Source organism: Pseudoalteromonas sp. SiA1, from assembly GCF_018732205.1.
Classification (GTDB): Bacteria; Pseudomonadota; Gammaproteobacteria; order Enterobacterales; family Alteromonadaceae; genus Pseudoalteromonas; species Pseudoalteromonas tetraodonis.
The window spans coordinates 2,438,382-2,461,264 of the sequence record NZ_CP076084.1; the positions used below are offsets into that span (position 1 = coordinate 2,438,382).

The 22,883-nt window shown below is 38.4% G+C and carries 21 protein-coding genes; 7 read left to right on the plus strand and 14 right to left on the minus strand.

The genetic code is table 11. From position 1 onward, the window contains the following. Window positions 1-34 precede the first annotated feature (34 nt). The 7 genes from KK487_RS11320 to KK487_RS11350 are packed head-to-tail and all read left to right on the plus strand — an operon-like array spanning window position 35 to window position 5,555. Entirely contained in the window at window positions 35-493 is a 459-nt protein-coding gene (locus KK487_RS11320) for a GNAT family N-acetyltransferase (RefSeq protein WP_058155105.1), read from the plus strand. A gap of 36 nt (window positions 494-529) precedes the next feature. Further along, the gene (locus KK487_RS11325; RefSeq protein ID WP_016899223.1) at window positions 530-1,435 is read left to right on the plus strand and encodes an ATP-grasp domain-containing protein; all 906 of its coding nucleotides are present in this window, start codon (window positions 530-532) and stop codon (window positions 1,433-1,435) included. After that, window positions 1,429-2,067, plus strand: a complete 639-nt coding sequence (locus tag KK487_RS11330) for an HAD family hydrolase (protein ID WP_215521760.1) — start codon at window positions 1,429-1,431, stop codon at window positions 2,065-2,067. Before KK487_RS11325 ends, KK487_RS11330 begins: the two co-directional genes overlap by 7 nt. Beyond that, window positions 2,051-3,097: a pseudaminic acid synthase gene (gene pseI / locus KK487_RS11335; protein ID WP_058155108.1), complete on the plus strand. Its 1,047-nt coding sequence runs from the start codon at window positions 2,051-2,053 to the stop codon at window positions 3,095-3,097. Before KK487_RS11330 ends, pseI begins: the two co-directional genes overlap by 17 nt. Next, window positions 3,094-3,765, plus strand: a complete 672-nt coding sequence (locus KK487_RS11340; protein WP_013465577.1) for a PIG-L deacetylase family protein — start codon at window positions 3,094-3,096, stop codon at window positions 3,763-3,765. The genes pseI and KK487_RS11340 overlap by 4 nt, the downstream gene beginning before the upstream one ends. A gap of 12 nt (window positions 3,766-3,777) precedes the next feature. Further along, window positions 3,778-4,935: a class I SAM-dependent methyltransferase gene (locus tag KK487_RS11345; protein WP_013465578.1), complete on the plus strand. Its 1,158-nt coding sequence runs from the start codon at window positions 3,778-3,780 to the stop codon at window positions 4,933-4,935. A gap of 44 nt (window positions 4,936-4,979) precedes the next feature. Next, window positions 4,980-5,555: a GNAT family N-acetyltransferase gene (locus tag KK487_RS11350; RefSeq protein WP_013465579.1), complete on the plus strand. Its 576-nt coding sequence runs from the start codon at window positions 4,980-4,982 to the stop codon at window positions 5,553-5,555. Window positions 5,556-5,568: 13 nt separating this feature from the next. On the opposite strand, the gene KK487_RS11355 is transcribed toward KK487_RS11350, so the two are convergent. From KK487_RS11355 to KK487_RS11420, 14 genes are all read right to left on the minus strand, one after another. Beyond that, window positions 5,569-7,515: a motility associated factor glycosyltransferase family protein gene (locus KK487_RS11355; RefSeq protein WP_236613514.1), complete on the minus strand. Its 1,947-nt coding sequence runs from the start codon at window positions 7,513-7,515 to the stop codon at window positions 5,569-5,571. Window positions 7,516-7,596: 81 nt separating this feature from the next. Continuing rightward, window positions 7,597-9,021, minus strand: coding sequence for a flagellar filament capping protein FliD (fliD, locus tag KK487_RS11360; protein WP_128583037.1), 1,425 nt, complete (start codon window positions 9,019-9,021; stop codon window positions 7,597-7,599). A gap of 29 nt (window positions 9,022-9,050) precedes the next feature. Beyond that, window positions 9,051-9,437: a flagellar protein FlaG gene (locus KK487_RS11365; protein ID WP_016899222.1), complete on the minus strand. Its 387-nt coding sequence runs from the start codon at window positions 9,435-9,437 to the stop codon at window positions 9,051-9,053. 100 nt (window positions 9,438-9,537) lie between these two features. Continuing rightward, window positions 9,538-10,980, minus strand: coding sequence for a flagellin (locus tag KK487_RS11370; protein ID WP_016899221.1), 1,443 nt, complete (start codon window positions 10,978-10,980; stop codon window positions 9,538-9,540). Window positions 10,981-11,196: 216 nt separating this feature from the next. Next, window positions 11,197-12,645 carry a flagellin gene (locus tag KK487_RS11375; protein WP_016899220.1) on the minus strand — a complete coding sequence of 483 codons (1,449 nt, stop codon included), beginning with the start codon at window positions 12,643-12,645 and terminating at the stop codon, window positions 11,197-11,199. 275 nt (window positions 12,646-12,920) lie between these two features. After that, complete coding sequence (gene flgL / locus KK487_RS11380) at window positions 12,921-14,180, minus strand: flagellar hook-associated protein FlgL (protein ID WP_128583036.1); 1,260 nt, start codon at window positions 14,178-14,180, stop codon at window positions 12,921-12,923. Between the two features lie 2 nt (window positions 14,181-14,182). Next, window positions 14,183-16,189, minus strand: a complete 2,007-nt coding sequence (gene flgK / locus KK487_RS11385) for a flagellar hook-associated protein FlgK (protein ID WP_128583035.1) — start codon at window positions 16,187-16,189, stop codon at window positions 14,183-14,185. A 1-nt stretch (window position 16,190) separates the two neighbouring features. Then, on the minus strand, window positions 16,191-17,186 hold the full coding sequence (gene flgJ / locus KK487_RS11390; RefSeq protein WP_008113076.1) for a flagellar assembly peptidoglycan hydrolase FlgJ: 996 nt from the start codon (window positions 17,184-17,186) through the stop codon (window positions 16,191-16,193). Window positions 17,187-17,326: 140 nt separating this feature from the next. Then, window positions 17,327-18,421 carry a flagellar basal body P-ring protein FlgI gene (locus KK487_RS11395; protein ID WP_028833974.1) on the minus strand — a complete coding sequence of 365 codons (1,095 nt, stop codon included), beginning with the start codon at window positions 18,419-18,421 and terminating at the stop codon, window positions 17,327-17,329. A 12-nt stretch (window positions 18,422-18,433) separates the two neighbouring features. Continuing rightward, window positions 18,434-19,117 carry a flagellar basal body L-ring protein FlgH gene (flgH, locus tag KK487_RS11400; protein WP_013465588.1) on the minus strand — a complete coding sequence of 228 codons (684 nt, stop codon included), beginning with the start codon at window positions 19,115-19,117 and terminating at the stop codon, window positions 18,434-18,436. Between the two features lie 14 nt (window positions 19,118-19,131). After that, window positions 19,132-19,920, minus strand: coding sequence for a flagellar basal-body rod protein FlgG (gene flgG / locus KK487_RS11405; RefSeq protein ID WP_013465589.1), 789 nt, complete (start codon window positions 19,918-19,920; stop codon window positions 19,132-19,134). A 21-nt stretch (window positions 19,921-19,941) separates the two neighbouring features. Continuing rightward, window positions 19,942-20,685, minus strand: coding sequence for a flagellar basal body rod protein FlgF (locus tag KK487_RS11410; protein WP_013465590.1), 744 nt, complete (start codon window positions 20,683-20,685; stop codon window positions 19,942-19,944). Window positions 20,686-20,818: 133 nt separating this feature from the next. Then, window positions 20,819-22,141 carry a flagellar hook protein FlgE gene (flgE, locus tag KK487_RS11415; protein ID WP_024602010.1) on the minus strand — a complete coding sequence of 441 codons (1,323 nt, stop codon included), beginning with the start codon at window positions 22,139-22,141 and terminating at the stop codon, window positions 20,819-20,821. A gap of 58 nt (window positions 22,142-22,199) precedes the next feature. Next, the gene (locus KK487_RS11420; protein WP_013465592.1) at window positions 22,200-22,877 is read right to left on the minus strand and encodes a flagellar hook assembly protein FlgD; all 678 of its coding nucleotides are present in this window, start codon (window positions 22,875-22,877) and stop codon (window positions 22,200-22,202) included. Window positions 22,878-22,883: the final 6 nt, after the last annotated feature.

Here is a 22,883-nt window from a genome sequence, read left to right on the forward strand (position 1 = left end):
GACTCTCTTACATATTTAAATGAGAACTATATAAATGCAACAAAACCCTAATCTCATATCTAAAGTACAACTAAAAAAAGCCACTTATTCCGATAAAAAAAATGTCTTTGAGTGGCAAACAAGTAGTGGTGTTCGTAAATACTTTAAGCAAACTGCAATTCCAACATGGCCAGAGCATTGCAAATGGTTCGAAGATACACTAAAAAGAGCCGATAGGACCCTATATATAATTAATCATGATGGAAATGATATTGGCACTCTTCGTTTAGATGAAATTGAATTAAATAAATATGAAGTTTCGATTCTGATCTCGCCCCAAGCTCAGGGAAAAGGTATTGGAGTTGCAGCTTTGAATAATATAACCGAACTAAAGAAACATGGAACGATTATTGCTGAGATTAGACCTGATAATTTAGCATCTATCACTGCTTTTACAAAAGCAGGTTTTACAGCTTTAACACCATCTTTATATAGTTTAAGAATAGAGAGCTGAAGAGCTCTCGAATTAAAAATAGCTATAGGCTTTATTATGAGAATTTTAATGAGTGCTGCGGCATCTGCTGCAGCTATATCTATTATTAAGCACTTGCAAACCTTAGGTCACAAAGTGATAGGTATTGACGCAAATGAGAATAGCAAAAGTATTGCAATGCACTTCTGTGATGACTTCTACTTATCGCCTTTATGCAGTAGCTCTGAGTTTATTCCATTTATCAACCAACTTGATGATAAGTTTGACTTATATATTCCATTTATTGATGAAGAACTTATTATTCTTTCTCAAAGTTCAGACTTATCAAAAAGTATCTCAAAGAAGATATTAATTAATAGCAAGTCAACAATAAGCATCTGTACAAGTAAGGTTAATTTTCAACTATTCTGCGAAGAAAATAACTTGCCCGTAGCCCCAACATCAACATCTGCCCCCGCGATATTTAAGCCAGAGTATGGTAGAGGTGGGAAGGGAATTTATATTATTGAAGACGATGAATTATTTCCTTTTTTTAAAAATAAAAAAGGCGTAATACAAACCTTATTAAAGGGCACAGAATATACCGTCGACGTGCTTGTAGATTCCGAGGGTGATTGGGTTTTTGGGTTAGCGAGAAAGCGCCTTGAAGCAGTTGGGGTGTCGAGAGTCGGTGAAATAAATCAACACCCTTTAGTGCTTACATTAGCTAAAAAATGTGTTGAAAAGATTCGCTTTAATGGCCCCATAAATATACAAATAATGTTAGATGAAGATAGAGAGAACGCACATATCATTGAAATCAATCCTAGACTTTCAGGTAGTTTAATTTTTTCAATAAACTCAGGGTTCGACATTATCGATTTGAGCATAAAAAGCTGGTTGTCGCTGCCATATCAAATACCACTAGAAGAAAATATTTCTGATAACCGTTTAATAAGATATTGGCAAGAACATATATGCTGATAAAAAAATTGGCGCATCAGTTAAGCAAATATGATGATATTATTTTCGATCTAGACAATACACTATTTGATCAAAGTGATTATGACATTGGAGCGTTTAAAGAGATTGAAAAAATACTTTCCGAAATAACCCAACTTCCCCTCAAAGGCCTAGCTATATTCCTCCATACTCATAAGCTAAAAATGGGAGTACTTCATCCGTACCTATTTAATGATGCGATAGCAGCCTATGAATTACCAAACCATTACCTAAGCATAATGCTAAATACCTACTATAAACATGATGGAAAGTACATAAGCAAAAAAGCAAGCTTAATCCCAACTTTGTTTGAGATACTTGATGAAAAAAGGTTATTTGTCGTTACCAATGGCCAAAAAAATGTTCAGCAAACTAAAATAGATAGGCTGCAGTTAAATAATTATGTTTGCGATATAGTGTTATGCGATCCTAAATCACCTGAGCGTTTAAAACCAAACAGATATGCTTTTGATTTATTAAATAAACGCCATAAACTTAATTCTGTTGTAATGGTTGGAGATACAACAGAAACAGACGGACTTTTCGCAAAAAATGCTAAAATTCCTTTTATTCATTTTAGTTACAAAGATTATCTACATGAAAATACTAAATAAAGAAATTTCAGCAAACAGTAAGCCATTCATTATTGCCGAAATGTCTAACAACCACTTAAGAAATAAAGAGCTTGCTTTAAAAATGATTGAAGTCGCATCTGAGTGCGGCGTTGATGCAATAAAAATACAGACATATACAGCTGACTCTCTAACTATTGACTGCGATAGGGATGACTTCATTATCAAAAGTCCGCCTTGGAAAGGTCAAAGCTATTATAAATTATATGAAGAAATCTCAATGCCTTTAGATTGGACAGAGTCACTTTTTCAAAAAGCAAAAGAGCATAATATTATTTTATTTAGCTCTCCATTTGATGAAGTTTCAGTCTCGATATTAGAAAAATTTGACTGCCCTCTTTACAAAGTTGCCTCCTTTGAGGTGCAAGATTTTAAATTATTAAAAGCGATAGCAAAGACTGGAAAACCTGTAATTTTATCAAGCGGTATATCTAGCTTTGAAGAAATAAAAGAAAGTGTTGAGTATTTGAAAAAATATGGCAGTAGCCAAATAGCCGTTTTGCACTGTACAAGTTCATACCCAGCATCGTTTGAGCAGATGAATTTAAATGCTCTTAACGAATTAAAAAGGCTAAACATAATTACTGGCTTATCTGATCACAGTCTTTCAAATATCCCAGCGATTACATCTATTGCTATGGGTGGAAGGATAATAGAAAAGCATTTTATTCTAGATCGTAAACTAGGCGGACCTGATGCAACATTTTCAATAGAGCCAGATGAATTAAAGTCTTTAGTAATTTCATGCCACAACACATGGAAGGCATTGGGTAGCGCCGAAATACTGGCTAAAGGTTCTAGATTAGGTAAAGAACATGGGCGTTCAATCTACGTTGTAAAGGATGTTAAGGAAGGGGATACTGTAAACTCAGAAAACATTAGAGTAATACGCCCAGGTTTTGGCTTACCCCCTAATAATTATGATTTAGTTATCGGACAAAAATTTACATCTGACATCATCCGAGGAACAGCGCTATCAAATAAACATTTAACAATGGAAACTAATAAGTGAAAAAAAATATTTTTGCTATTGTCGCTCATGCTGATGATGAAGCGATTGGATGTGGTGGTACTTTATTAAAACATCAAAAACAAGGTGATCATATATCCATTGTATATATGACAAATGGCGTTTCAGCACGAAAAAACAGCTCTGATACGGATTATGAACAGCGCCTTAGGATGACAAAAAAAGCGGGAGAGTATTTGTCTGCTAAGCAATACTTTTTTAATTTTCCTGATAATAAAATGGACACAGTTGCGATCCTTGATGTAGTCCAAGCAATAGAGTCTGTCACTAAAAAAGAACTACCAGATATTATTTATACACACCATTATGGCGACTTAAATATAGATCATCGTATTGTACATCAAGCAGTCATGACTGCATTTAGACCTATTCCCTTAGTAAAAACCCCAACAATATATTCATTTGAAGTTAACTCAAGTACAGAGTGGAATACGCCAATCAATGCATTTGCATTTTCACCAACGTTTTTTGTCGATATCTCAGAACATATAGCAGAAAAGAAAAAGCTACTCTTAATATATGAAGATGAAATGCGCAAGCCTCCCCACTCTCGTTCTATTGATGCAATTGAGGCATTGGCAAAAGTAAGAGGTAATACCGTCGGTGTTGATTATGCAGAAGCTTTTATGCTCAAAAGAAAAGTTAGTTAAGAAGGAGTAGCTATGAATTGCCCTGTTTGTAATTATAAAAAAAACACTTTATTACTTAAGTTAAATAACTTTCCAATTTACCAACATCCAATGGATGATACGTCAAATATACCTTTGCCACATGTTATTGATATTGAATACTCAATCTGTAGGCAGTGCGCACATGCTTTTCAATTAAACTACAATAAAGATATTCTAGAAGCTATATATAAGCATCATTACTATACACCGTCACCTGAAAATATAGGAGCCTCATTTAGGTATGATTTCATAAAGTTTATTAGTGAAAACAATATCATTGATAAAAAAACGCTAAATGTTCTAGAAATAGGCTGTTCAAGTGGAGAAGTACTAGCAGAACTAAAGACAATTTATTCTAATGTGGACTACCATGGCATTGAGCCAAATGAAGAAACTGCGATAGCAGCTGAAAAAAAAGAGTTGATAGTAGAAAAGGTTTTTTTCACTGAAAAAATTGCCTCTAGCCTATGTTTTAAATCTGACCTTATTTATTCTCGCCATGTAATTGAACACATTTTTGATTTTAAAGATTTTTTCAAAGCCATATCAAAGGTAAGTCATTCAACTTCTACACTCATTTTAGAAACACCTAGTTTAGACTGGTCTATCACACAGCCTTCAACACAAGCTTTTCATGTTGAACATATACATGTTTTCTCAGAGCGTTCATTAGTAACCCTTGCAAATCAATTTGGTTGGTTTAAAGATAAAAGTATTGTAACTGCATCCGGTAATTTAATTATTTCATTCACAAATAAAGAGAAAAAATCTTTACTGCCTTTAGCACCATCGGATAATGGCAAACTAAAACAAAAGATAGATAAAGATATTCAAGCATTACAAAGCTACTGTAAAGATGAAGAGTTTATCTTCTGGGGTGCAGGTTCTGGAGCTGTAACTTTATTGGCTTTAACAGGGTTAAAGCCTCTGTATATTATCGATGGAAATCCAAATAAAACTGGGAAACGCTTTTGTGGTCTCAATTATACGATTAAGTATTCAATCGATACTATTAATGCTCTCATTAATAAAGATTTAGACAAAAAGCTAACAGTCATTATCTCATCTTCATTTCATGATGAAATAAAGCATGAGCTGACCTCATTAGGTTGGCGAGGAAATATCTACGCTCCTTATGCCTTAAAATAAATGCATTAATTAGGCGATCGATAAATTCACATTTTAGGAAACCCATGAACCAATTAACGATAAAAAGTCACAATATCCAAGGTATCTTTATTAGAAGTATTCAGTTGGAGGACGTTACAACTAAATACGTAAGTTGGTTAAATGACTCAAAAGTGAACCAGTATTTAGAAACACGCTTTCATAAGCAGGATATAGATTCTGTTAAAAATTATATATCCTTACAGCTAAATAACCCTCTCGAGCAACTTTTTACAATAAGAACAAGTGAAAATGAACATATTGGCAATATAAAAATAGGAAGTATCAATACAATTCATAATGTTGCCCAGGTTAGCCTCTTTATAGGGGATAAAAAGTTCTGGGGAAAAGGCTACGCTAGCCAAGCAATAAGACTAGTAAGCCAGTACTCTTTTCAAAAATTGAGATTAAGAAAGCTCACTGCAAGTGCTTATACCTCTAATATTGGTAGTATCAAAGCATTTTTAAAGGCTGGGTATGAAAATGAGTGTATTTTAAAGGAGCATTATATTTTAGATGGTAAGCCATCTGATGTCGTGTTCATGTCTTTATTCAAAAAACCACAAGATGACTTTATTGAGTTAGTCGTTACTAATAAATAACGACTAACTTTGATTAGACTTTGGCCGGTTTATTATAGTTTTCAATAAACTCTAAATAGATACCTTTTACATGTTCATGAAACGCGTCAACACATGCATTTATAAATCCAGTACGCATTTCTAAGTCATTGTAATAATAGCTACTTGTCATAATATAAGCTTGAAAATATCTAAAAGTTCCCTGAATCAGCCAATAAACTACAACATCGTCTGCGGTGCTATTACGTAATGTAAGTAATATTTTATTTTGTAAATTAAACGCATCAGCAAGCTGCTCACGTGTTTCAAAATATTGAGAAGTTATAGACAACAGCTGCTCAAGAACATCTTTTGTTCTCGTTTTGATAGCTTCCATTTTATGATTAACATTACCAGCAGACAATTGCTCTAAAGAAGTAGCTTTGTAAAGTAGCGCTGTGATCTTATCTTCCTTATTAACAATCGGTTTTATATTACCAATATCTTTAATAAGTTTAGGTTCAGTATACCTAATGAAAGCACCATTGGCGGTATTAAATACTTTAACATTTAGGTTTTCTTGAAGTAGTAATTCTAAGTTACCTTTTGATGAGTCAAATATCGGGGTTGTGAATACTTCTTCAGTAAAATTACCTTTAACAACAAATGCACCTTCAATACCTTTTTCAACTACTTTTTTATGCTTAAAGTCATTATCGAAATATATACTATGTTTTGAATGATGGTGCTCTTTAGAGACAAATCCTAAGTCAGTACCAACTAAATATACTTTCTTAAACCCTAATTCAATTGCTGTAGCAAGCGCTGTATTTGATACTGTAGGATTACTGTAATCAGGGTAAGTAAACTGCTTCTTTGTATCCAAAGCACGAATAAGACGACCGCCTGCATCATTTATTTTTGATAACAAATGCGCATTTTTAAAACGCTTTAAAATATTATCGTAAACAGTATTTAACGCAATTATATTTATTTGATTTAACTTTGTATTTAAATCAGATGTGCGATCAATTGACTCAATCCAGTCTAATAGTGCCGCAGTACGTTCCATTTCAATATGGATATCAGGTTTAATATTATTGCTAAGCAAAGCTCTCAATGCAGTACCACAAGAAATTATGATGATGTTGTCTTGGTTATTTTTTAAAAACTCAATTGCATCATCAAGAGAAGGACCATTAGCGACTATAAATACGGGGTAATCATTTAATGAATTTTTAACTAGTTCAGGCTTTTTTAACACTGGAAACTTAGCATTTAAATTGGCTAATGTGTGCGACACGCCAATTATTTCATCTTCAAAAAACCCCCAGCCTGCAGCCCAACGATGGCCAATACCTTTTATACGATCAATTGTTTTTTCAATCAATGAGCTATCATAATGCTTAAAAAATAGTATTTGACTGATATTAAAGTGACCTTGATTAAACAAAAATTTGGAAATTTCGTTAATCACGCCATCTTCATTGCCGCCTACACGTATTGAAAACTGTCCGCCATTAGCTGTGCATTTATCAAAAAGTGGTTTTAATTCTATACAATGTAGTAACGCATAAAAAGCGTCTTTACTTGGCTCAAATAAAAACACATTTAGTACATCTTTTTTACTGAGTAGCTCTTCTATCTGATACCCTAAGCCACCGCCTAAAAAGCAGATAAAGTCGAGACGATTCTCTGCAGCAGGGTTGTGAATTTTATTATCTGTCTCTGACGAACGAACGTTATAAATTGATTTCAAAAGCGCGGCATGTTCAAAAACAATATTTTCGTCATCTTGATGACCTAGTTGATATTTGAAGTAAAGCGGATTTTCTAAAAACTGAACAACTTGTTGTTTTGCAAACTCCCTAGGATTAACTTGATAGACAAACTCATTATTATTAAATAAGTTTGCATTATTTGCTTCATCTATAGCTACGCCCGTATCACTTGGTGTGTAGTCTTTAAATGACTCATATATAACTGGCATTTGCTCTTGCAATAGAGCTAGGTTTGCAAGCAAGGTTGCTTGCAACATCATTTTTGTTAATTCTTGTTGATTAGCGTCCAAATTTCACTCCGCTTAACTTGATTTTTTAACCACCCCAGGTAGGTTAGCTAATTGTTGTTGTAAATAGCTGCCTGTTGAATTTAAATTGGCGACTAATAAATCCATTGCATTATATTGACTGTATAACCGTTCTTCGTATTTCGCCATACGAATATTAAATTTCTCTACATCAGTTTCTAGTTTAGAAAGCTGTGATTCACGACCTTCTATACGTGAACTAATAATACCATCAGAAGCCGTATAACCTTTAATGACTGTGTCTAACTGGCCAACAAAACCATCACCGTCACTTTCTCCGATAAAAAAGGTTTGTAAGGCTTGAGGATCCTTTTCTATCGCAGCTTTTAATGCATCAGAATCAATACTTAATTTACCTGAACGCTCCGTTCTAATACCAAAATTAGCTAAAAAATCGGTATTACCATTTCCCGTGCTAAATTCTGAGGTTAACAATGAGCGCACCTGGTTTACAGACCCTCTTAATAATGAGTCACCAGCAAGCGCCCCTACGCCCTCTTCAGCACTTGAGCGTCCTAATTGCTTAGATAAATCAATAAAAGCATTAAATTTGTCTACAAATGAGTTCAAACCAGCTGTAATATTTTTATTATTTTCTGTTATTACGGCTTTACTTAAATCATCGTCAGTTCCATGCATTTTTTTGGCATTAATGGTGACGCCCTCAATGACATCTTTAAATTCATTTGTACTGCTCGTCGCAACAAGCGTACCATCTATCGTAATTGAGGCATCCGTCGCTGCAGTTACTTCGTTTAGGTTTTCAGCGTAAGTTGCTGATGCTGTATCACTGTCATACGCAAGACGAGATAAACCCAAGGCGTCTGTATTGTTGCCATCAGAGACATCATCAACTACAATTTTTATTGCGTTTTCGGCGCCGGTTTCTTTACTTGATAATACTAACCGCTGCCCCGTGTCATCGGTAATAATAGTGGCATTCACGGAGTCATTGTCAGTTGAGTCATTAATCGCGTCACGTATATCAGCAAGTGTTGCGGTGTCTGACACATTAATACCAAAACTGTTAGCGCCAGAACTTATAGATAGCTTACCTTCACCCACCGCTTCATCGCCAGCTATAGCATTTGATGTTAGCTTATGGTTTTCGGCCAAACTATTAACTTTAATTGAGTAATTATTGGTTTGTGCATCTTTTTCAGAGCTAAAAGAAACAAATTCATCACTACCACTTATTGTTCTTTTTTGATATTCATCAACTGATGATAGTGACTCCAAAGAACCATTCAGCTCTTCTAAAGACGCTTTTAGTGTGCCTACAGCAGATATATCAGTCGTGAAATTAGCTTGCTGTTTTGTTACTCGCGCTTGATAAGGGGATTTTTCAGCATTGACTAAAGCACTTACAATTTCGTTTACTTGAAGTCCGGAGCCTATGCCCGTAAATGAAATAGCCATAATAATTACCCTCTTAAATTACTGAAAAATTAAACTTTAAAATCAACCAATACACCGGTGGCTTCAGCCAATTTAGCAACTATACCTAATACTTCCTCTGACGGATATTGCTTTACCAAATCACCACTTTCTTTGTCGATAACCTTGATTACATTGCGGCCAGAATCTTCATCTACTTTAAACTGAAGACTGCGGTTCATTTCACCCATAAAGTCCTGCAATTGCTGTACCACCTTCTCTAGCTTTTCAGGTGACAACTCAGTTTTAGAGACTTCATTATTACTTGCAGCAGTAGGGGTGGTTGTATTCTTCTGTTCATCAATATTTTGCTTAACTTGAGATGGGGCTTGATAACTTGAGGTAACCTCACCTTTTTGCGCTGAGCTGATATTTAAATTTAAATTTTGCGTTTCCATAATTCGCTCCTACTATAAAGCGATATAAAGCTTTATACCTATACAAGAAAGGAAGGGTTGCCCCTTCCTTAGTAGTTAAAGTATAGAGCTTATTGTTAAATTAACCTAATAAGCTAAGTGCTGCCTGTGGTAACTGGTTAGACTGAGCTAAGATTGTTGTACCAGCCTGTTGCATAATCTGGTTTTTAGTCAGTTTAGCCGTTTCTGCAGCGTAATCGGTATCTTCGATACGGCTTTTAGAAGCCGATACGTTTTCTGATACGTTTGCAAGGTTTGCTATGGTAAAGCCAAAACGATTTTGTACCGCACCTAAATCAGCTCGTTGCGCATCGATTTGAGCAAGTGCCGCATCAATTGTATTAATTGCATTTTGTGCACCTGCAGAAGTAGCACCTGAGATGTCAATAGTCTCAACTGAAGTTAACGCACTTGAACCACCTGTTGAATCTATTGTAGATGCATCTGAACCAAATATCTCATCTACTTTTGTTCCTGATATACCTATTTTATCAGCTGAGCTTAGGTTTAGTTCTGCTGAAACACTAAGCGAACCTGCTGTACTAGCCACAGCTTGAGCGCCAATAGTAAAACCACTTGTATCGCCAGCACCAGTTACATCAATACCATCTATATCTGTAGCTGTGAATGATATAGAGCCGGCTGCCTCATCATAAACAGCATCATAGCCATCTTCTTGCATATCTTTAGCTAGGCGAGCCATGTCTCCGCCAAATGTACCCAAGTCATATTTATCAACCGCAGTGCCACCCTTTTTAATCTCAATTGTAGACGAGCTACTTGCATCAATACCAGCGATTGTAGTTGTTAATTTAGCTTGAGCATTTACACCTGCCCCTGAAGAATTAATAGTATCAGCAATTGCTGCAGCACCAGAGCTTGCTGCAACTTCAATATCAACACCGTTGATATTAACTGTTTGTGCTGAAGTAGCTACATTGGCACTTAAAGCAACCGTTTGAACATCACCAAGAGCAGAAACAGTCGATGTTGCACCACCTTTAATTTCATTTGCACCGATAGCATCAGCTGATACATCACGAAGACTTACGTTAATTGTTTCATTTGCATTAGAACCTACTTGGAATTGCTTAGTACCAAATGAGCCATCTAGTAAGCTAGTACCACCAAATTTAGTTGTTTCTGCGATACGCGTTAATTCTTGTTGCAATGCGCCTACTTCTTTTTGAAGGGCCGCACGTGCATCAGCATCGTTTGAACCATTCGCTGATTGCAGCGCTAGGTCACGCATACGTTGTAGAATGTTTGATGATTCTGTCATCGCACCCTCAGCGGTTTGCGACATTGAGATACCGTCATTAGCATTACGCTGAGCAACACCTAGACCGTTAATTTGTGAAGATAGACGGTTAGCAATTTGTAGACCAGCCGCATCATCTTTCGCGCTGTTAATTTTCATACCAGATGAAAGACGTTGCATTGATGTGCCTAATGCATCGCTAGATTTTGATAAGTTTCTTTGTGCATTTATTGATGCAACGTTAGTATTTACTGATAAAGCCATGTTATAACTCCTGATTACTTTCGTAATGTAACTAATTGATTTTAACCAAGAGCCATCACAATAAAAATCTGTTCAAGCTCCGTTCTAATTAAGTTAACGGCCGTTATAAAATTACCTTTAGCTTTTTTTTAAAAAAAACAGTAAAAAACTTTAGTTAATTGAAATACAAACAAAAAAGCCAAGTATAAATACTTGGCTTTTTAATTTTAATTATTATTAACCACCTAACAAGCTTAATGCAGCCTGCGGTAACTGGTTTGCTTGTGACAAAATAGTAGTACCTGCTTGTTGCATGATTTGGTTTTTAGTCAGGGTTGCTGTTTCAAGCGCGTAATCTGTGTCTTGAATACGGCTACGCGAAGCTGACACGTTTTCAGATACGTTTGCAAGGTTGGCAATAGTAAAGCCAAAACGGTTTTGTACCGCACCTAAGTCAGCTCGCTGTGCATCAATTTGCGCCAGTGCAGCGTCAATCGCTTTTATAGCATTTTGAGCACCTTCCGAAGTCGAACCAGAAATATCCACACTTTCAATACTTGTTAGCGAACTAGTACCACCTGTTGACTGTATTGCTGCCGTACCTGTACCAAATAACTGATTTGCAGTTGTACCTGAAATACCAATTTTATTTGCTGATGATAAGTTTAACTCTGCAGACACACTAAAAGAGTTAGCTACTGTTGTTACTGCAGTACCACCTATTGTAAAGCCACTTACATCAGTTCCAGTGATATCGATACCATCAACATCCGTTGCTTTGAATGCAATTTCTTTTGTTGCAGGGTCGTAAATAGCATCATAACCAGCTTGCTGCATATCGCTAGTTAAACGCTCCATATCACCACCGTAGGTACCTAAATCAAATGACTTTTCTACAGCGCCATTCTTTTTAATTTCAATAACACCCGTACTTGATGAGGTAATACCTGCAAAACTCGTATCAATTTTGGCCTCTGCAACCACGCCTGCACCCGACTTATTAATTGTATCTGCAATTACAGCCGCACCGGACCCACCGGCAATAACAATATCTGTACCATTAATGTTAACTGTATCAGCACTGGTGCCATGGTTGGTTGCTAAGTTAACCGTTTGTACATCGCCAAGCCTAGTATTTGCATCTGCGGCGTTGCCTGGCCCTTTAATTTCATGCGCACCAATTGAATCTGCTGCTACATTACGTAAGCTTACATTAATGGTTTCATTCGCGTTTGCGCCCACTTGGAATTGTTTTGTACCAAAGGTACCATCAAGTAAGCTGGTGCCACCAAATTTGGTGGTGTCTGCAATTCGAGTGAGTTCTTGTTGCAGTGCACTGACTTCTTTTTGCAGGGATGCACGGTCAACCGCACTGTTTGAACCATTCGCTGATTGCAGTGATAAGTCACGCATACGTTGTAAGATGTTTGCAGACTCTTGCATCGCACCCTCAGCGGTTTGCGCCATAGAAATACCATCATTGGCATTACGCTGAGCAACTGTTAGGCCATTAACCTGAGAAGTTAGTCGGTTGGCAATTTGTAAACCTGCAGCATCGTCTTTTGCGCTATTAATACGCAAACCAGATGATAGTCTCTGCATTGAGGTTTCAAGTGCCATGCTAGATTTAGATAGATTGCGTTGCCCATTAAGTGATGCAACATTTGTATTTACGCTTAAAGCCATTTTACCATCTCCTAGTTTCAATCAGAATGTGGTTCAAAATATTTAAGCAAAAACCACACTTTCTATAACTAGCTAAATGCATTAGTTGTGCCAACTAGAAAAAAAAGATTAACCTTATGTTTTAAAACAACTAAATAACACTTATTGCGGCTTTAAATTAGAAGTTAGCGATTTTTTGACAGAAGATAAAAAGGGGGTGACAGTTTTTTGCCGCTTCGTTAAGGCAAGTTATTACCTACTTTTCTCGTAAAGTAATAACCTGCCTTGGATGGTATTTATAAATAATCGAATAATGAAAGTTTAGCCAAGCGACCAAAAGTCGCTTGTGAAGCCTGTAAACCAGACTCATGTTTAGTAAGATCGCTGATGGCTTCAGCAGCATCAATCTCAATCAGGCTGGATCTATTTTCTTGATTATTAATATCCAGTGCACTGTTTGAATCGGTCACACGCTCAACCACATTCATCCGTCCACCTAAACCAGCTTGTGTAAATACAATCTGTTCACTAGCATTTTTAAGCTGAATTAAACCATCCGATAATGCTTGGTTAATTTGCGCTTCATCAAGTTGTTCGTCATTTAGGCTAATGATCAAATCTTCTAGTGTATTCAATACATTTTCTTTGCTTGGTTTCTCAAGGGTAAAATCAAGCTGCCCCGGTGCTACACCTTCAAGTTGAATTTCCATACCGGCAAATTCAATCGGCTCATCAGTTACTTCACCAGTCACAGGTGGTACAAGAGGATTACCATCACGTAATATCTCATACTGATCAGGCGATGAAGGGGTCGCACCAGGGATCACATTAACGTTATAGGTATTGATCGTTGGAGAAATAAGCGGATCTGGGTCTGAGTTATAATTATCTTTATGAAAACGATCAAACTCACCTTGATTTTGAACATAAACAGTTCCAGCGGTAATGCCGCCTGTTGGCGTTCCATCGTTTGAAACGACATCTAGTCGCGCATCTACGCGTTCAAATACATTGAAGCCATTATCGCTGGATTTGATCTCAACGCCTTTTGCAATGGTTACTTCGTGCTGGCCTTGATCGCCTTGGTATTCGTATTTGCCATTAGTGGTATTAAATGTATAAGTTTGAATATCGTCTTGATAGCCAGAGAATAGGTATTTCCCCCCTTCAGATTGACTATTCATTAAGTTAAGCAGCGATTTTTGCAATTCTTTTAGTTCACTGGCAACCGAAGCCAAATCACCTTTATCTAACGAACCATTGCCCGCTCGTATAGTTAACATTTGCGCTTCTAAAATAGTGTCGTTCATACCTTGTAATAAACTTTCTTCGGTTTCTAAACGCCCTTTTAGCTGGTTAATATTTTTCGTCAGCTGCTCATTAGTTTCTATTTTATTGGTGTACAACATGCCCTGCGAAATAGCAGCAGGGTTTTCTGAGGTACTCAAATATTTTTGACCTGTCGTAACGCGCTCCTGCGCACCAGCTACATTTTGTTGATTCTCAAGTATTTTATTAATGTTATTTTGATACATTAAATTATTTGATAAACGCATAATTACCTCGCCGCACTCAGTAAAGTGTCAAAAATAGAACGTGCTGCAGACAGTACTTGAGCCGATGCAGCATAAGATTGCTGAAAACGCAGCAAATTAGCTGCCTCTTCATCTAAATTTACGCCGGATAACGATTCATACCAGGCTTCTGATTGCTGTGCTAAAGCATCAAATGCCGCCCCGTTGGTTTTTGCTTGACTGGTTACTACACCAACATCGGTTACTAATCCAGCATAGGCCTGGTTCAAGGTTTTATGATTATCGGCTGAGGCACTTGCTACCACATTTTGACGTACTAAGTCGCTATTTTGTAAGTCAGCGAGTTTTTGACCATTACGGTTATCATCAAAACCGCCTTCATTAAATTCTAAATTAAAGGTATCACCTGTAGCCGGTACCCCTTCAATATTAAAGTCAAAACCATAGCCATCATAAGGAGGCCCCGCTTGCGCCAAAATATTGTTAGCAGGCGGTGTAACCGTAAACGTGGTTGTACCATTACCATCAGTAAGTTGATATTCGTTAGCATTAGCAGTTTTAACAATGTTAATAGGACCATTTGCTAAGTCTAAAGGGTTTGTAAAACTGCCGGTAGTTACATCGCTCACATCACCCGGTGAAATAGTCCCAGTGCCTGTATTATCAAGCCCGTCTGCTGTTCTAATTGGAGAGGCCAAGGCAATGTCTTCGCCCCGACCTGTTGTCAGCGATATATTGCCAGCCGCGCCACTATTAAGTTTTATCTGAAATTGATCACCGGCATTACCAGCTCCGGTTACGTTTAGCTCTAAACCAAACGACTCCCCGCTGGTGATTGCCGCAGAGTCAATAATGCCACTCGGTGGAATAACAGCTAACGATGCACTGCCTAAAGGCTCGCCTTTATTATCTATTGGCTGAATACTTACTTCGTTAGGGTTCCCCGTATAGGTGATCACAAAATCACTCGCTGGTAGTTCACTGCCTTTACCAGCTTCAACGGTTGCTGACATATTAGCTGTTCCGGTATTTGCTTGATAAACAAAAGCACTGACCGTTGGGATATCAAAAATATCGCCTCCAAGCTCACCGTTTGCATCCATTCCTAAACGGTTTTGCTGATTAAACGAATCAGCAAGCGCAATGCCCATCTGACCTATTTGATTTTGTGCAGGCACCAAAATATCGTCTCTAAATGCCAATAAGCCACCAATTTTACCTTTGAGTTTAGTGGGATCTATTTCTAGTGGAACGGCTTGGCCACCATTTACATCTAAGCGTAACTCTTTAAAATTAGCATCGGGATCGCCACTAATCGAAAACAAGTTAAATGAACCATTTTGCATAACAACCGCTTCACCTGTGCCCATAAATACTTGTTTTTCACCATTAGGGCCATCGAGTGTTTCTATATCAATTAGTTTTGATAAATCACGTATTGCTTTATCACGCTCATTGTAAGCTGAGCTAGCATCTGCTTCGTTTTTAGTGCCATGAACACCCGCAATTTCTTGATTTAACGAACTAATACTTTCGATTAACGTATTCGCCTCTTCAGAAAATATTTCTAATTGCTCATTAACCACTGCTTTTTGCTCTGAAACAATACCTGCAAGCCGGTCCATTTGATCAATCAGATTTTGCGCATCACTCATCACTAATGAACGAGCAACCGTAGATGAAGGTTGGTTAAGTGCTTCTTGTACGTTGTTAAACATCGAGTTGATACTAGTTGATAAGCTGTTTGATTTTTCTGAAAAAATTTGATCAACCCGACTCGCCTCGCTAACAAATTGATCAAAAAAGCTTTTATTTGAGGTATCTCGGTTTAATTGCTTTTGTGCAAACTCATTTAATAACCGGTACGTTTGACCGCGGCCCACCTGATTATCAATCATGGTAGTAAATTCAGTGCGCTCTCGTACATACCCTTCAGTATTGACGTTTGCGATGTTTTTACTTGTCGTTTGCAATAACTCAGAGTTTGCTCTTATTCCTGAATTAGCAATATTTAATAAATTAAACGACATGTTACTCTACTCCTTGGCGGATAACGCTTGTGGCGATATTCTTTAACTCGTTACTGTTAAGCACTCTTTTTATTTTGTCTGCATAGTTAGGGTCGGTTGCATAACCGGCTTGCTGTAAAGAGTCTAAAAATTTGTGCGGCTTTGCTGTATTGTTTAATGCATCTTGATAGCGAGGGTTCTGTGTTAAAAAATCCACAAAATCATTCACGCTATCTTTTATTGAGTCATACGCTCTAAAGCTTGCTTGCTTTTTAACTGCAGCGCCTTGCTCAAACTCTAAAGTGACCTTACTGGCTTTTTCGCCCTGCCAACTTTTATCTGACTTTATATTGAATAAATTATTTGAGCTATTGCCATCACCTTTACTGATAATATGTTTACCCCAACCAGTCTCTAATGCTGCTTGCGCAACCATAACCGCCGGATTTAAACCAATTTTCTTAGCCGCTGTTTTTGCATGCTCCCACACTGTACTTACAAATTCCTCAGCATTCTCAAACGTGCCAGACGCTATGTTTTGTTCGCTTTTTTCAGTTGAATCAACGAGCGGCACTTTTTCAGTGACCTTTTGGTTTTCTTGATGAGGTAAGGTGCTACCCGCACGTTGGTCACTAAAGAAATCTGACGTTGTACGAAGAACTGAGCCTGGCATAAAGTTTTTTCCATCTGGCGATAGTTGCTGCACAATTAAATCAGCAAGACCTAAAGAGCCATTTGATGAAAGCTCTGTAGCCATCTGTTGGTCGTGCATTTCTTCAAAAAACTTCACGCCACTTGCATTAAATGGGCTTTCTTTGTCTTCAAAAGCCTCATTGGCTTTACGCATACTTTTCAGTAGCATTTGGGTGAAGATAGCTTCAAATTGTGCCGCCGCTTTTTTTAACGCCGCTTTAGATGCATCGGTTGATGCATCACCGCTGTTTAAAGCATCTCGACGCAAAGAGTCTAAGTTGCCTAAATCAAAAAAGTTTTGCTTATCTAGATGATTTGTTTCCATCAGCTTTTTGACACAATAATTAATAATACCTAATGAAATGCAATAATTGAGCCAAAAAAAGAGTAGCGATGAAAGGTTAAAGGTAAAGGGTGAAAGGTTATAGAGTCGTATCAGACCCTAGGGTCTAGGGTCTTATAAAACTAAATTACAACAAGCTGACCGTTAATTGCACCGGCTTCTTTAAGTGCTTCAAGAATCGCCATTAAATCGCCAGGGGCAGCGCCAACTTCATTAATAGCACGAACTAAATCATCAAGGCTTACACCTGGGTCAAATACAAAAGCACGTGAATCATCTTGATTAACGTCAATAATACTTTGTTGGGTAACCACTGTTTCCCCCTCTGCTAGAGGATTTGGCTGCGCCACATTTTGTTGCTCAGCAATGGTCACAGTAAGGCCACCATGTGTAATTGCCGCAGGTTGTAATTTTACATTTTTTCCAATAACTATAGTGCCGGTACGTGAGTTAACAATTATTTTTGCCGAAGTATCCGCAGGCTTAAACTCTAAGTTTTCAAGAGTTGATAAGTACGATACGCGCTGTGAAGCATCTCGTGGCGCGACAACCCGAATAGAGGCGGCATCGAGTGCTTGTGCGCTATTTGGGCCGATTAAATCATTAATGGTTTTCTCTAAACGTTTTGCGGTTGTAAAGTCCGGACGATTTAAATTAAAGGTTATATAATCGTTTTGCATAAATGGGCTTTTAACGGCACGTTCAACGGTTGCACCATTTGGCACGCGCCCTACCGTTGGCGTATTAATAACGACTCGGCTGCCATCTAGGCCTTCAGCGCCTAAGCCACCTACAATTAAACTGCCTTGAGCGATAGCGTATACATTACCATCAACCCCTTTTAAAAATGTTTGTAGTAATGTGCCACCGCGCAAGCTGCCTGCACTGCCAATCGATGACACGGTTATATCTATGGTTTGCCCTGGCTTTCTAAATGGAGGAAGTTCAGCATGAACAGCAACCGCTGCAACATTTTTAATTTTTGGCTTTAAACTCGCAGGTAGTGTAATACCAAAACTATTAAGCATGCCTTTAAAACTTTGCTCGGTAAAACGGCTTTGCTCTCCGGTACCCGGTAAACCAACAACCAATCCATAGCCCACTAATTGGTTTGAGCGCACCCCTTCGACCATAGACACATCTTTAATTCGCTCAGCACTGGCAGTAAATTGCCAGCCTAGTAGCACCATAAAACAAAAAACTTTAAAACCATTCATGTTGAATGTCCTCTAAAAGGGAAACAATGAGCTACTAAAGAAACGCGTTAACCAACCCGGGCTTTGTGCCTCTTGAGTTTGACCCTTACCTGAATACTGAATACGCGCATTCGCAATACGATTAGACTCAACGGTATTATCAGCATTAACATCTTGTGGACGCACTAACCCCTCTAAGCGAATAAATTCTTCACCGGTATTTAGCGTTAGCCATTTTTCACCGCGAATCACTAAATTACCATTTGGTAATACTCGCATCACGTTAACCGAAATATCGCCAACTAGGCTGTTTGATTGATTTGATTTTGAGTCACCTTTAAACGACGCATCACTACCAACCCCAAATTGAATACTATCGCCACCAATATTAACCGGTAAACCACCTAAACCAATAACAGGATCGAGGCTAGCATCTGTTTGTTTATCTGTTTCTGTTTTAGCCGCTTTTGTGGCTTGGGTTGACTCTTGCAATTTAACAGTAATGATATCGCCTGTTCTAAGTGCTTTCTTATCGGCATATAAGTCATTCGATAACTGAGTACTGAATAAAGAGCCAGTTGCTACCACTGGCTCCATATTAGGCTCAGGATACATAGGTGCATAGTAGGGATCGTCCTGCACTACTTCATTATTTTGTGTAGATACACAACCGCTTAACAGTAAAGTCCCTACTGCAAATAACATGATATTACGCATACAATCCCCCAAGACTATAGTTGTTGATTGATGTAGCTCATCATTTCATCAACCGCTGAAATTACCTTTGAGTTCATTTCGTAAACTCGCTGAGTTTCAATCAAATTAACCAACTCTTCGGTCACATTTACATTTGATGTTTCAAGTGAACCTTGAATAATTGTACCTAAGCCCTCAACCCCCGGGTTACCTTGAACAGGTGCACCACTTACTGCAGTTTCGGTATAAAGGTTTTGCCCTATAGGCTCAAGGCCCGACGGATTGATAAAATCACTAATAGTAATTTGACCAATAACCACGTTTTCGGCTTGACCTTTAATTCGAACTGACACTTCACCATCTTGAGATACGGTGATTGACTGTGCATCATCAGGCACATTCATTTCAGGCTGAACAACGTAACCGGCACCCGAAGTTACAACTCGCCCCTCACCGTCGGTGGTAAACTGGCCGTTACGCGAATAGGCAATATTGCCATCAGGCTGTAAAACCTCAAAAAATCCAGGACCAGAAATCATCCAATCTAATGAATTTTCAGTGGTGAGCATGTTACCTTGGGAAAAGTTTTTCTGATTAGCGACCACTTTCGTACCCGCGCCCAGCATTAAGCCCGACGGCATTTCGGTGTCTTGCGATGAGCGACCGCCTGGTTGATTAATATTTTGGTAGAGTAAGTCTTCAAAAATAGCGCGGCTTTTTTTGTAACCCACTGTACTGGCATTCGCTAAGTTATTTGATATAACCGATATATCTGTTTGTTGAGCGTCAAGCCCTGTTTTACTTATCCATAATGCTGGATTCATAATAATATCCTCACGTTATAGTTAAACGATGCGCATCAGCTGTTCTTGACGTTCGTCAATCTCTTCAGCTGTTTTCATCAGTTTTACTTGTAATTCAAATTGGCGTTGATGACTGATCATATCGACCATTTCATGCACAGGATTTACATTCGATTTTTCTAATGTGCCACCTAATACTTGTACATTGGCTGATGTTTCGACTATTTGGCCTGGTTTAGCTCTAAATAAGCCATCGTTACCCTTCTCGAGTGTAGCGTTGTTTGCATCAACTACTTTTAGCCGATCAACTTCTTCTAAAAAGTTAGCCGGTGCACCTTGAGGGCGAACTTGAATAGTGCCATCTTTGCTAAATTCAATTTTTTCAATCGGTACAGGTAATATGACTGGCCCACCTTCGCCAATAACTTGACGACCGTCGCTGGTAGTCAACATTCCTTCAGCCGTTATATTTAACGAACCCACTTTTGTATAGGCTTCATTACCGGAGGCATCCTGAACACTCAGCCATGCATTATCACTCATAGCAATATCAAGGCTGCGACCTGTTTCGACAACACCGCCCGATGTCATGTTAGAACCTGGGCGCTCCTGCATAGCAAAAACACGAGTCGGCAAACCTTCACCGAAAGCCTGCATTGACCGTGCTTGCGCAAAATCAGATTTAAACCCAGTGGTATTCGCATTTGCCAAATTATTGGCTTTAAGAGCAAGCCCTTGCATGCTTTGTTTAGCGCCAGATGCCGCTATGTAGACCATTTTATCCATAACATCGACTCATTAAGAAATCTATGCATGAGTAAATGCAATATAAGTGCCAAATTAAATTTAAGTGTGAATAAGATTTTAGGAGAGGAATAAAAAAGGCTGCACTAAGCAGCCTTAGTAAATCAAAATATGATTATCTGATCTGAAGGATGTTCTGTTGAATAGTTGAGTTAACCTCAAGCGCACGAGAGTTTGCTTGGAAGTTACGCTGCGCACTAATCAAATCAACCAGCTCATTGGTTAAGTTTACGTTAGACTGCTCAAGAGCTGACGAATTAATGTTGCCTAGTGTGCCTGAACCTGGCTCACCCGCAATTGGTTCCCCCGAGGTCAAACTTTTTTTCCATGAAGTGTCACCTACTTGCTGCAAACCTTGTGAGTTTGAAAAGCGCACCATGGCAACTTGACCTAAGTAAGTTGAATCACCATTACTGTAAGATGCAACAACTTTTCCATCTGTACCAATATCAATACCCGCTAAGCGACCTACTGTCGCACCATCTTGCTCTAGTGCTTTCACCTCAAAGCGACTCGCATATTGAGTAGGCGTTCTATTTGCAGTACCGGCCTCATCGCGCCAATTAATCGCAATATCATCAAATTGGGCGCCATTAGATAAAATACCCGATAAATTAGCTCCGGTTAAATTAACATCAGTAAAGGTTGGACCAACATTTGGAGCACCATTAGTCGTTGCAGGCAAACCGCTAGCATCAAACCCAAAGGTACTTAGCGGGCTTGGTGTTGCTGTCGCGGCACCAGTTGCATCAAAGGGAGTTTTGTCAAGCGTACCATGTACTTGCCATTCATTAGGCGCTGTTTTTACAAAAAAGAATTGTAGAACATGTGGCTCACCAAGTGAGTCATACATTGTGGTCGATGTCGAAGAGTTATAAGTAGTACTGTCTGTTGCATCAAAAGGGACAGCTATTACATCTTCTCGAGAATCGACGTTAAATGATGTATAAACGTTTGAAGTAGAGCGCGGAGAGCCCGAAGAATCTGGTATTTGTAAAGCAGATGAAGTACTAAGACTTACAGAGGTCGTATCACCACTAACTTCATCAACTGGGAAGCTTTGTAAAAAATTACCTTTAGCATCTACAACAAAGTTATCTTTATTAAGCTTAAATGCACCCGCACGCGTGTAGGTAAAGTCTTGTGCGCCTAAGTCTTGACTGGTAGCAAAATACCCCTCACCTGTGATCGCTAAATCCAGTGAATTATTAGTAAACTGCAGCGAGCCCTGATGAAACTGCTGGGCAACCATAGTGGTTTGTACACCATCACCATTTTTCGTTTTACCGGCGCTAAATACTGATGATGCGTATACATCAGCAAATTCAGCGCGAGACTCTTTAAAGCCCGTGGTATTTACGTTGGCAATATTATTGGCGGTAACATCTAAATCTTTTTGTGCGGCAGCAAGGCCTGTTAATGCAATATTGAAGCTCATAATTAACCTCTAACCTAAAAAATATTTAGCCTATTGGCTAAAAAATACATAAAATCTATTACGCGATTTCTGCGACATCAGTCAGCCTAACCGCACCTTCTTTGGTATTAATAATAATGCCGCTTGAGCCATTAATATTAACACTCTCAATATTTTTGAATGAGGCAATTGGTAAGCTAGAGAATTCGCCATCCGTACTGCCTTCAGCTTTAACATTGTATTCACCAGGAGGAAGTCGTTCACCCGCTTCGTTTTTACCATCCCATGCAAAGCGAACCGCACCTGCAGGCTGCGTGCCTAAATCAATAGTTTTAACTAATTGCCCTGATGCATCTTCAATACGAAGCGTTAAATTGTCTACCGGCTTTTCAGCAACAATCGCTCCCTTTACCTCACCCGACTCATTAAGCTCAAGTGTGTCAGACTCCAGCAGCGCTTGCTTACCAACCAGTGTTGATGCTTGCAATGCTGAATTTGATGTCATCGACGCAGCTAAAGACTCAAAGTTAGAGTTTAAATTTGAGATCCCTTCAGCCATGGTAAAGTTTGTCATTTGTGCAATCATCTGATCGTTATCAGCTGGTTTGCTGGGATCTTGATATGACAACTGCTGTGTTAACAACGAAAAGAAATCTTCTTGGGTTAACGCATCACTCTCTTCTTTTTTTGGCACTTGCTTATCTTGCCAACGTAAAGAGTCCATGTAGGATGAAGAAGTACTAATATCGTTACTCATGAGCTA

Bases quoted from the DNA above. Each gene is read 5' to 3' on its own strand.
- KK487_RS11330 (WP_215521760.1), top strand. From the start codon at position 1,429: ATGCTGATAAAAAAATTGGCGCATCAGTTAAGCAAATATGATGATATT.
- flgG (WP_013465589.1), bottom strand. From the start codon at position 19,920: ATGAATCCAGCATTATGGATAAGTAAAACAGGGCTTGACGCTCAACAA.
- flgJ (WP_008113076.1), bottom strand. From the start codon at position 17,186: ATGGAAACAAATCATCTAGATAAGCAAAACTTTTTTGATTTAGGCAAC.
- KK487_RS11320 (WP_058155105.1), top strand. From the start codon at position 35: ATGCAACAAAACCCTAATCTCATATCTAAAGTACAACTAAAAAAAGCC.
- KK487_RS11325 (WP_016899223.1), top strand. From the start codon at position 530: ATGAGAATTTTAATGAGTGCTGCGGCATCTGCTGCAGCTATATCTATT.
- KK487_RS11365 (WP_016899222.1), bottom strand. From the start codon at position 9,437: ATGGAAACGCAAAATTTAAATTTAAATATCAGCTCAGCGCAAAAAGGT.
- KK487_RS11410 (WP_013465590.1), bottom strand. From the start codon at position 20,685: ATGGATAAAATGGTCTACATAGCGGCATCTGGCGCTAAACAAAGCATG.
- KK487_RS11395 (WP_028833974.1), bottom strand. From the start codon at position 18,421: ATGAATGGTTTTAAAGTTTTTTGTTTTATGGTGCTACTAGGCTGGCAA.
- flgK (WP_128583035.1), bottom strand. From the start codon at position 16,189: ATGTCGTTTAATTTATTAAATATTGCTAATTCAGGAATAAGAGCAAAC.
- KK487_RS11420 (WP_013465592.1), bottom strand. From the start codon at position 22,877: ATGAGTAACGATATTAGTACTTCTTCATCCTACATGGACTCTTTACGT.
- fliD (WP_128583037.1), bottom strand. From the start codon at position 9,021: ATGGCTATTTCATTTACGGGCATAGGCTCCGGACTTCAAGTAAACGAA.
- KK487_RS11350 (WP_013465579.1), top strand. From the start codon at position 4,980: ATGAACCAATTAACGATAAAAAGTCACAATATCCAAGGTATCTTTATT.
- KK487_RS11375 (WP_016899220.1), bottom strand. From the start codon at position 12,645: ATGGCTTTAAGCGTAAATACAAATGTTGCATCACTTAATGGGCAACGC.
- KK487_RS11345 (WP_013465578.1), top strand. From the start codon at position 3,778: ATGAATTGCCCTGTTTGTAATTATAAAAAAAACACTTTATTACTTAAG.
- flgL (WP_128583036.1), bottom strand. From the start codon at position 14,180: ATGCGTTTATCAAATAATTTAATGTATCAAAATAACATTAATAAAATA.
- flgE (WP_024602010.1), bottom strand. From the start codon at position 22,141: ATGAGCTTCAATATTGCATTAACAGGCCTTGCTGCCGCACAAAAAGAT.
- KK487_RS11370 (WP_016899221.1), bottom strand. From the start codon at position 10,980: ATGGCTTTATCAGTAAATACTAACGTTGCATCAATAAATGCACAAAGA.
- flgH (WP_013465588.1), bottom strand. From the start codon at position 19,117: ATGCGTAATATCATGTTATTTGCAGTAGGGACTTTACTGTTAAGCGGT.
- pseI (WP_058155108.1), top strand. From the start codon at position 2,051: ATGAAAATACTAAATAAAGAAATTTCAGCAAACAGTAAGCCATTCATT.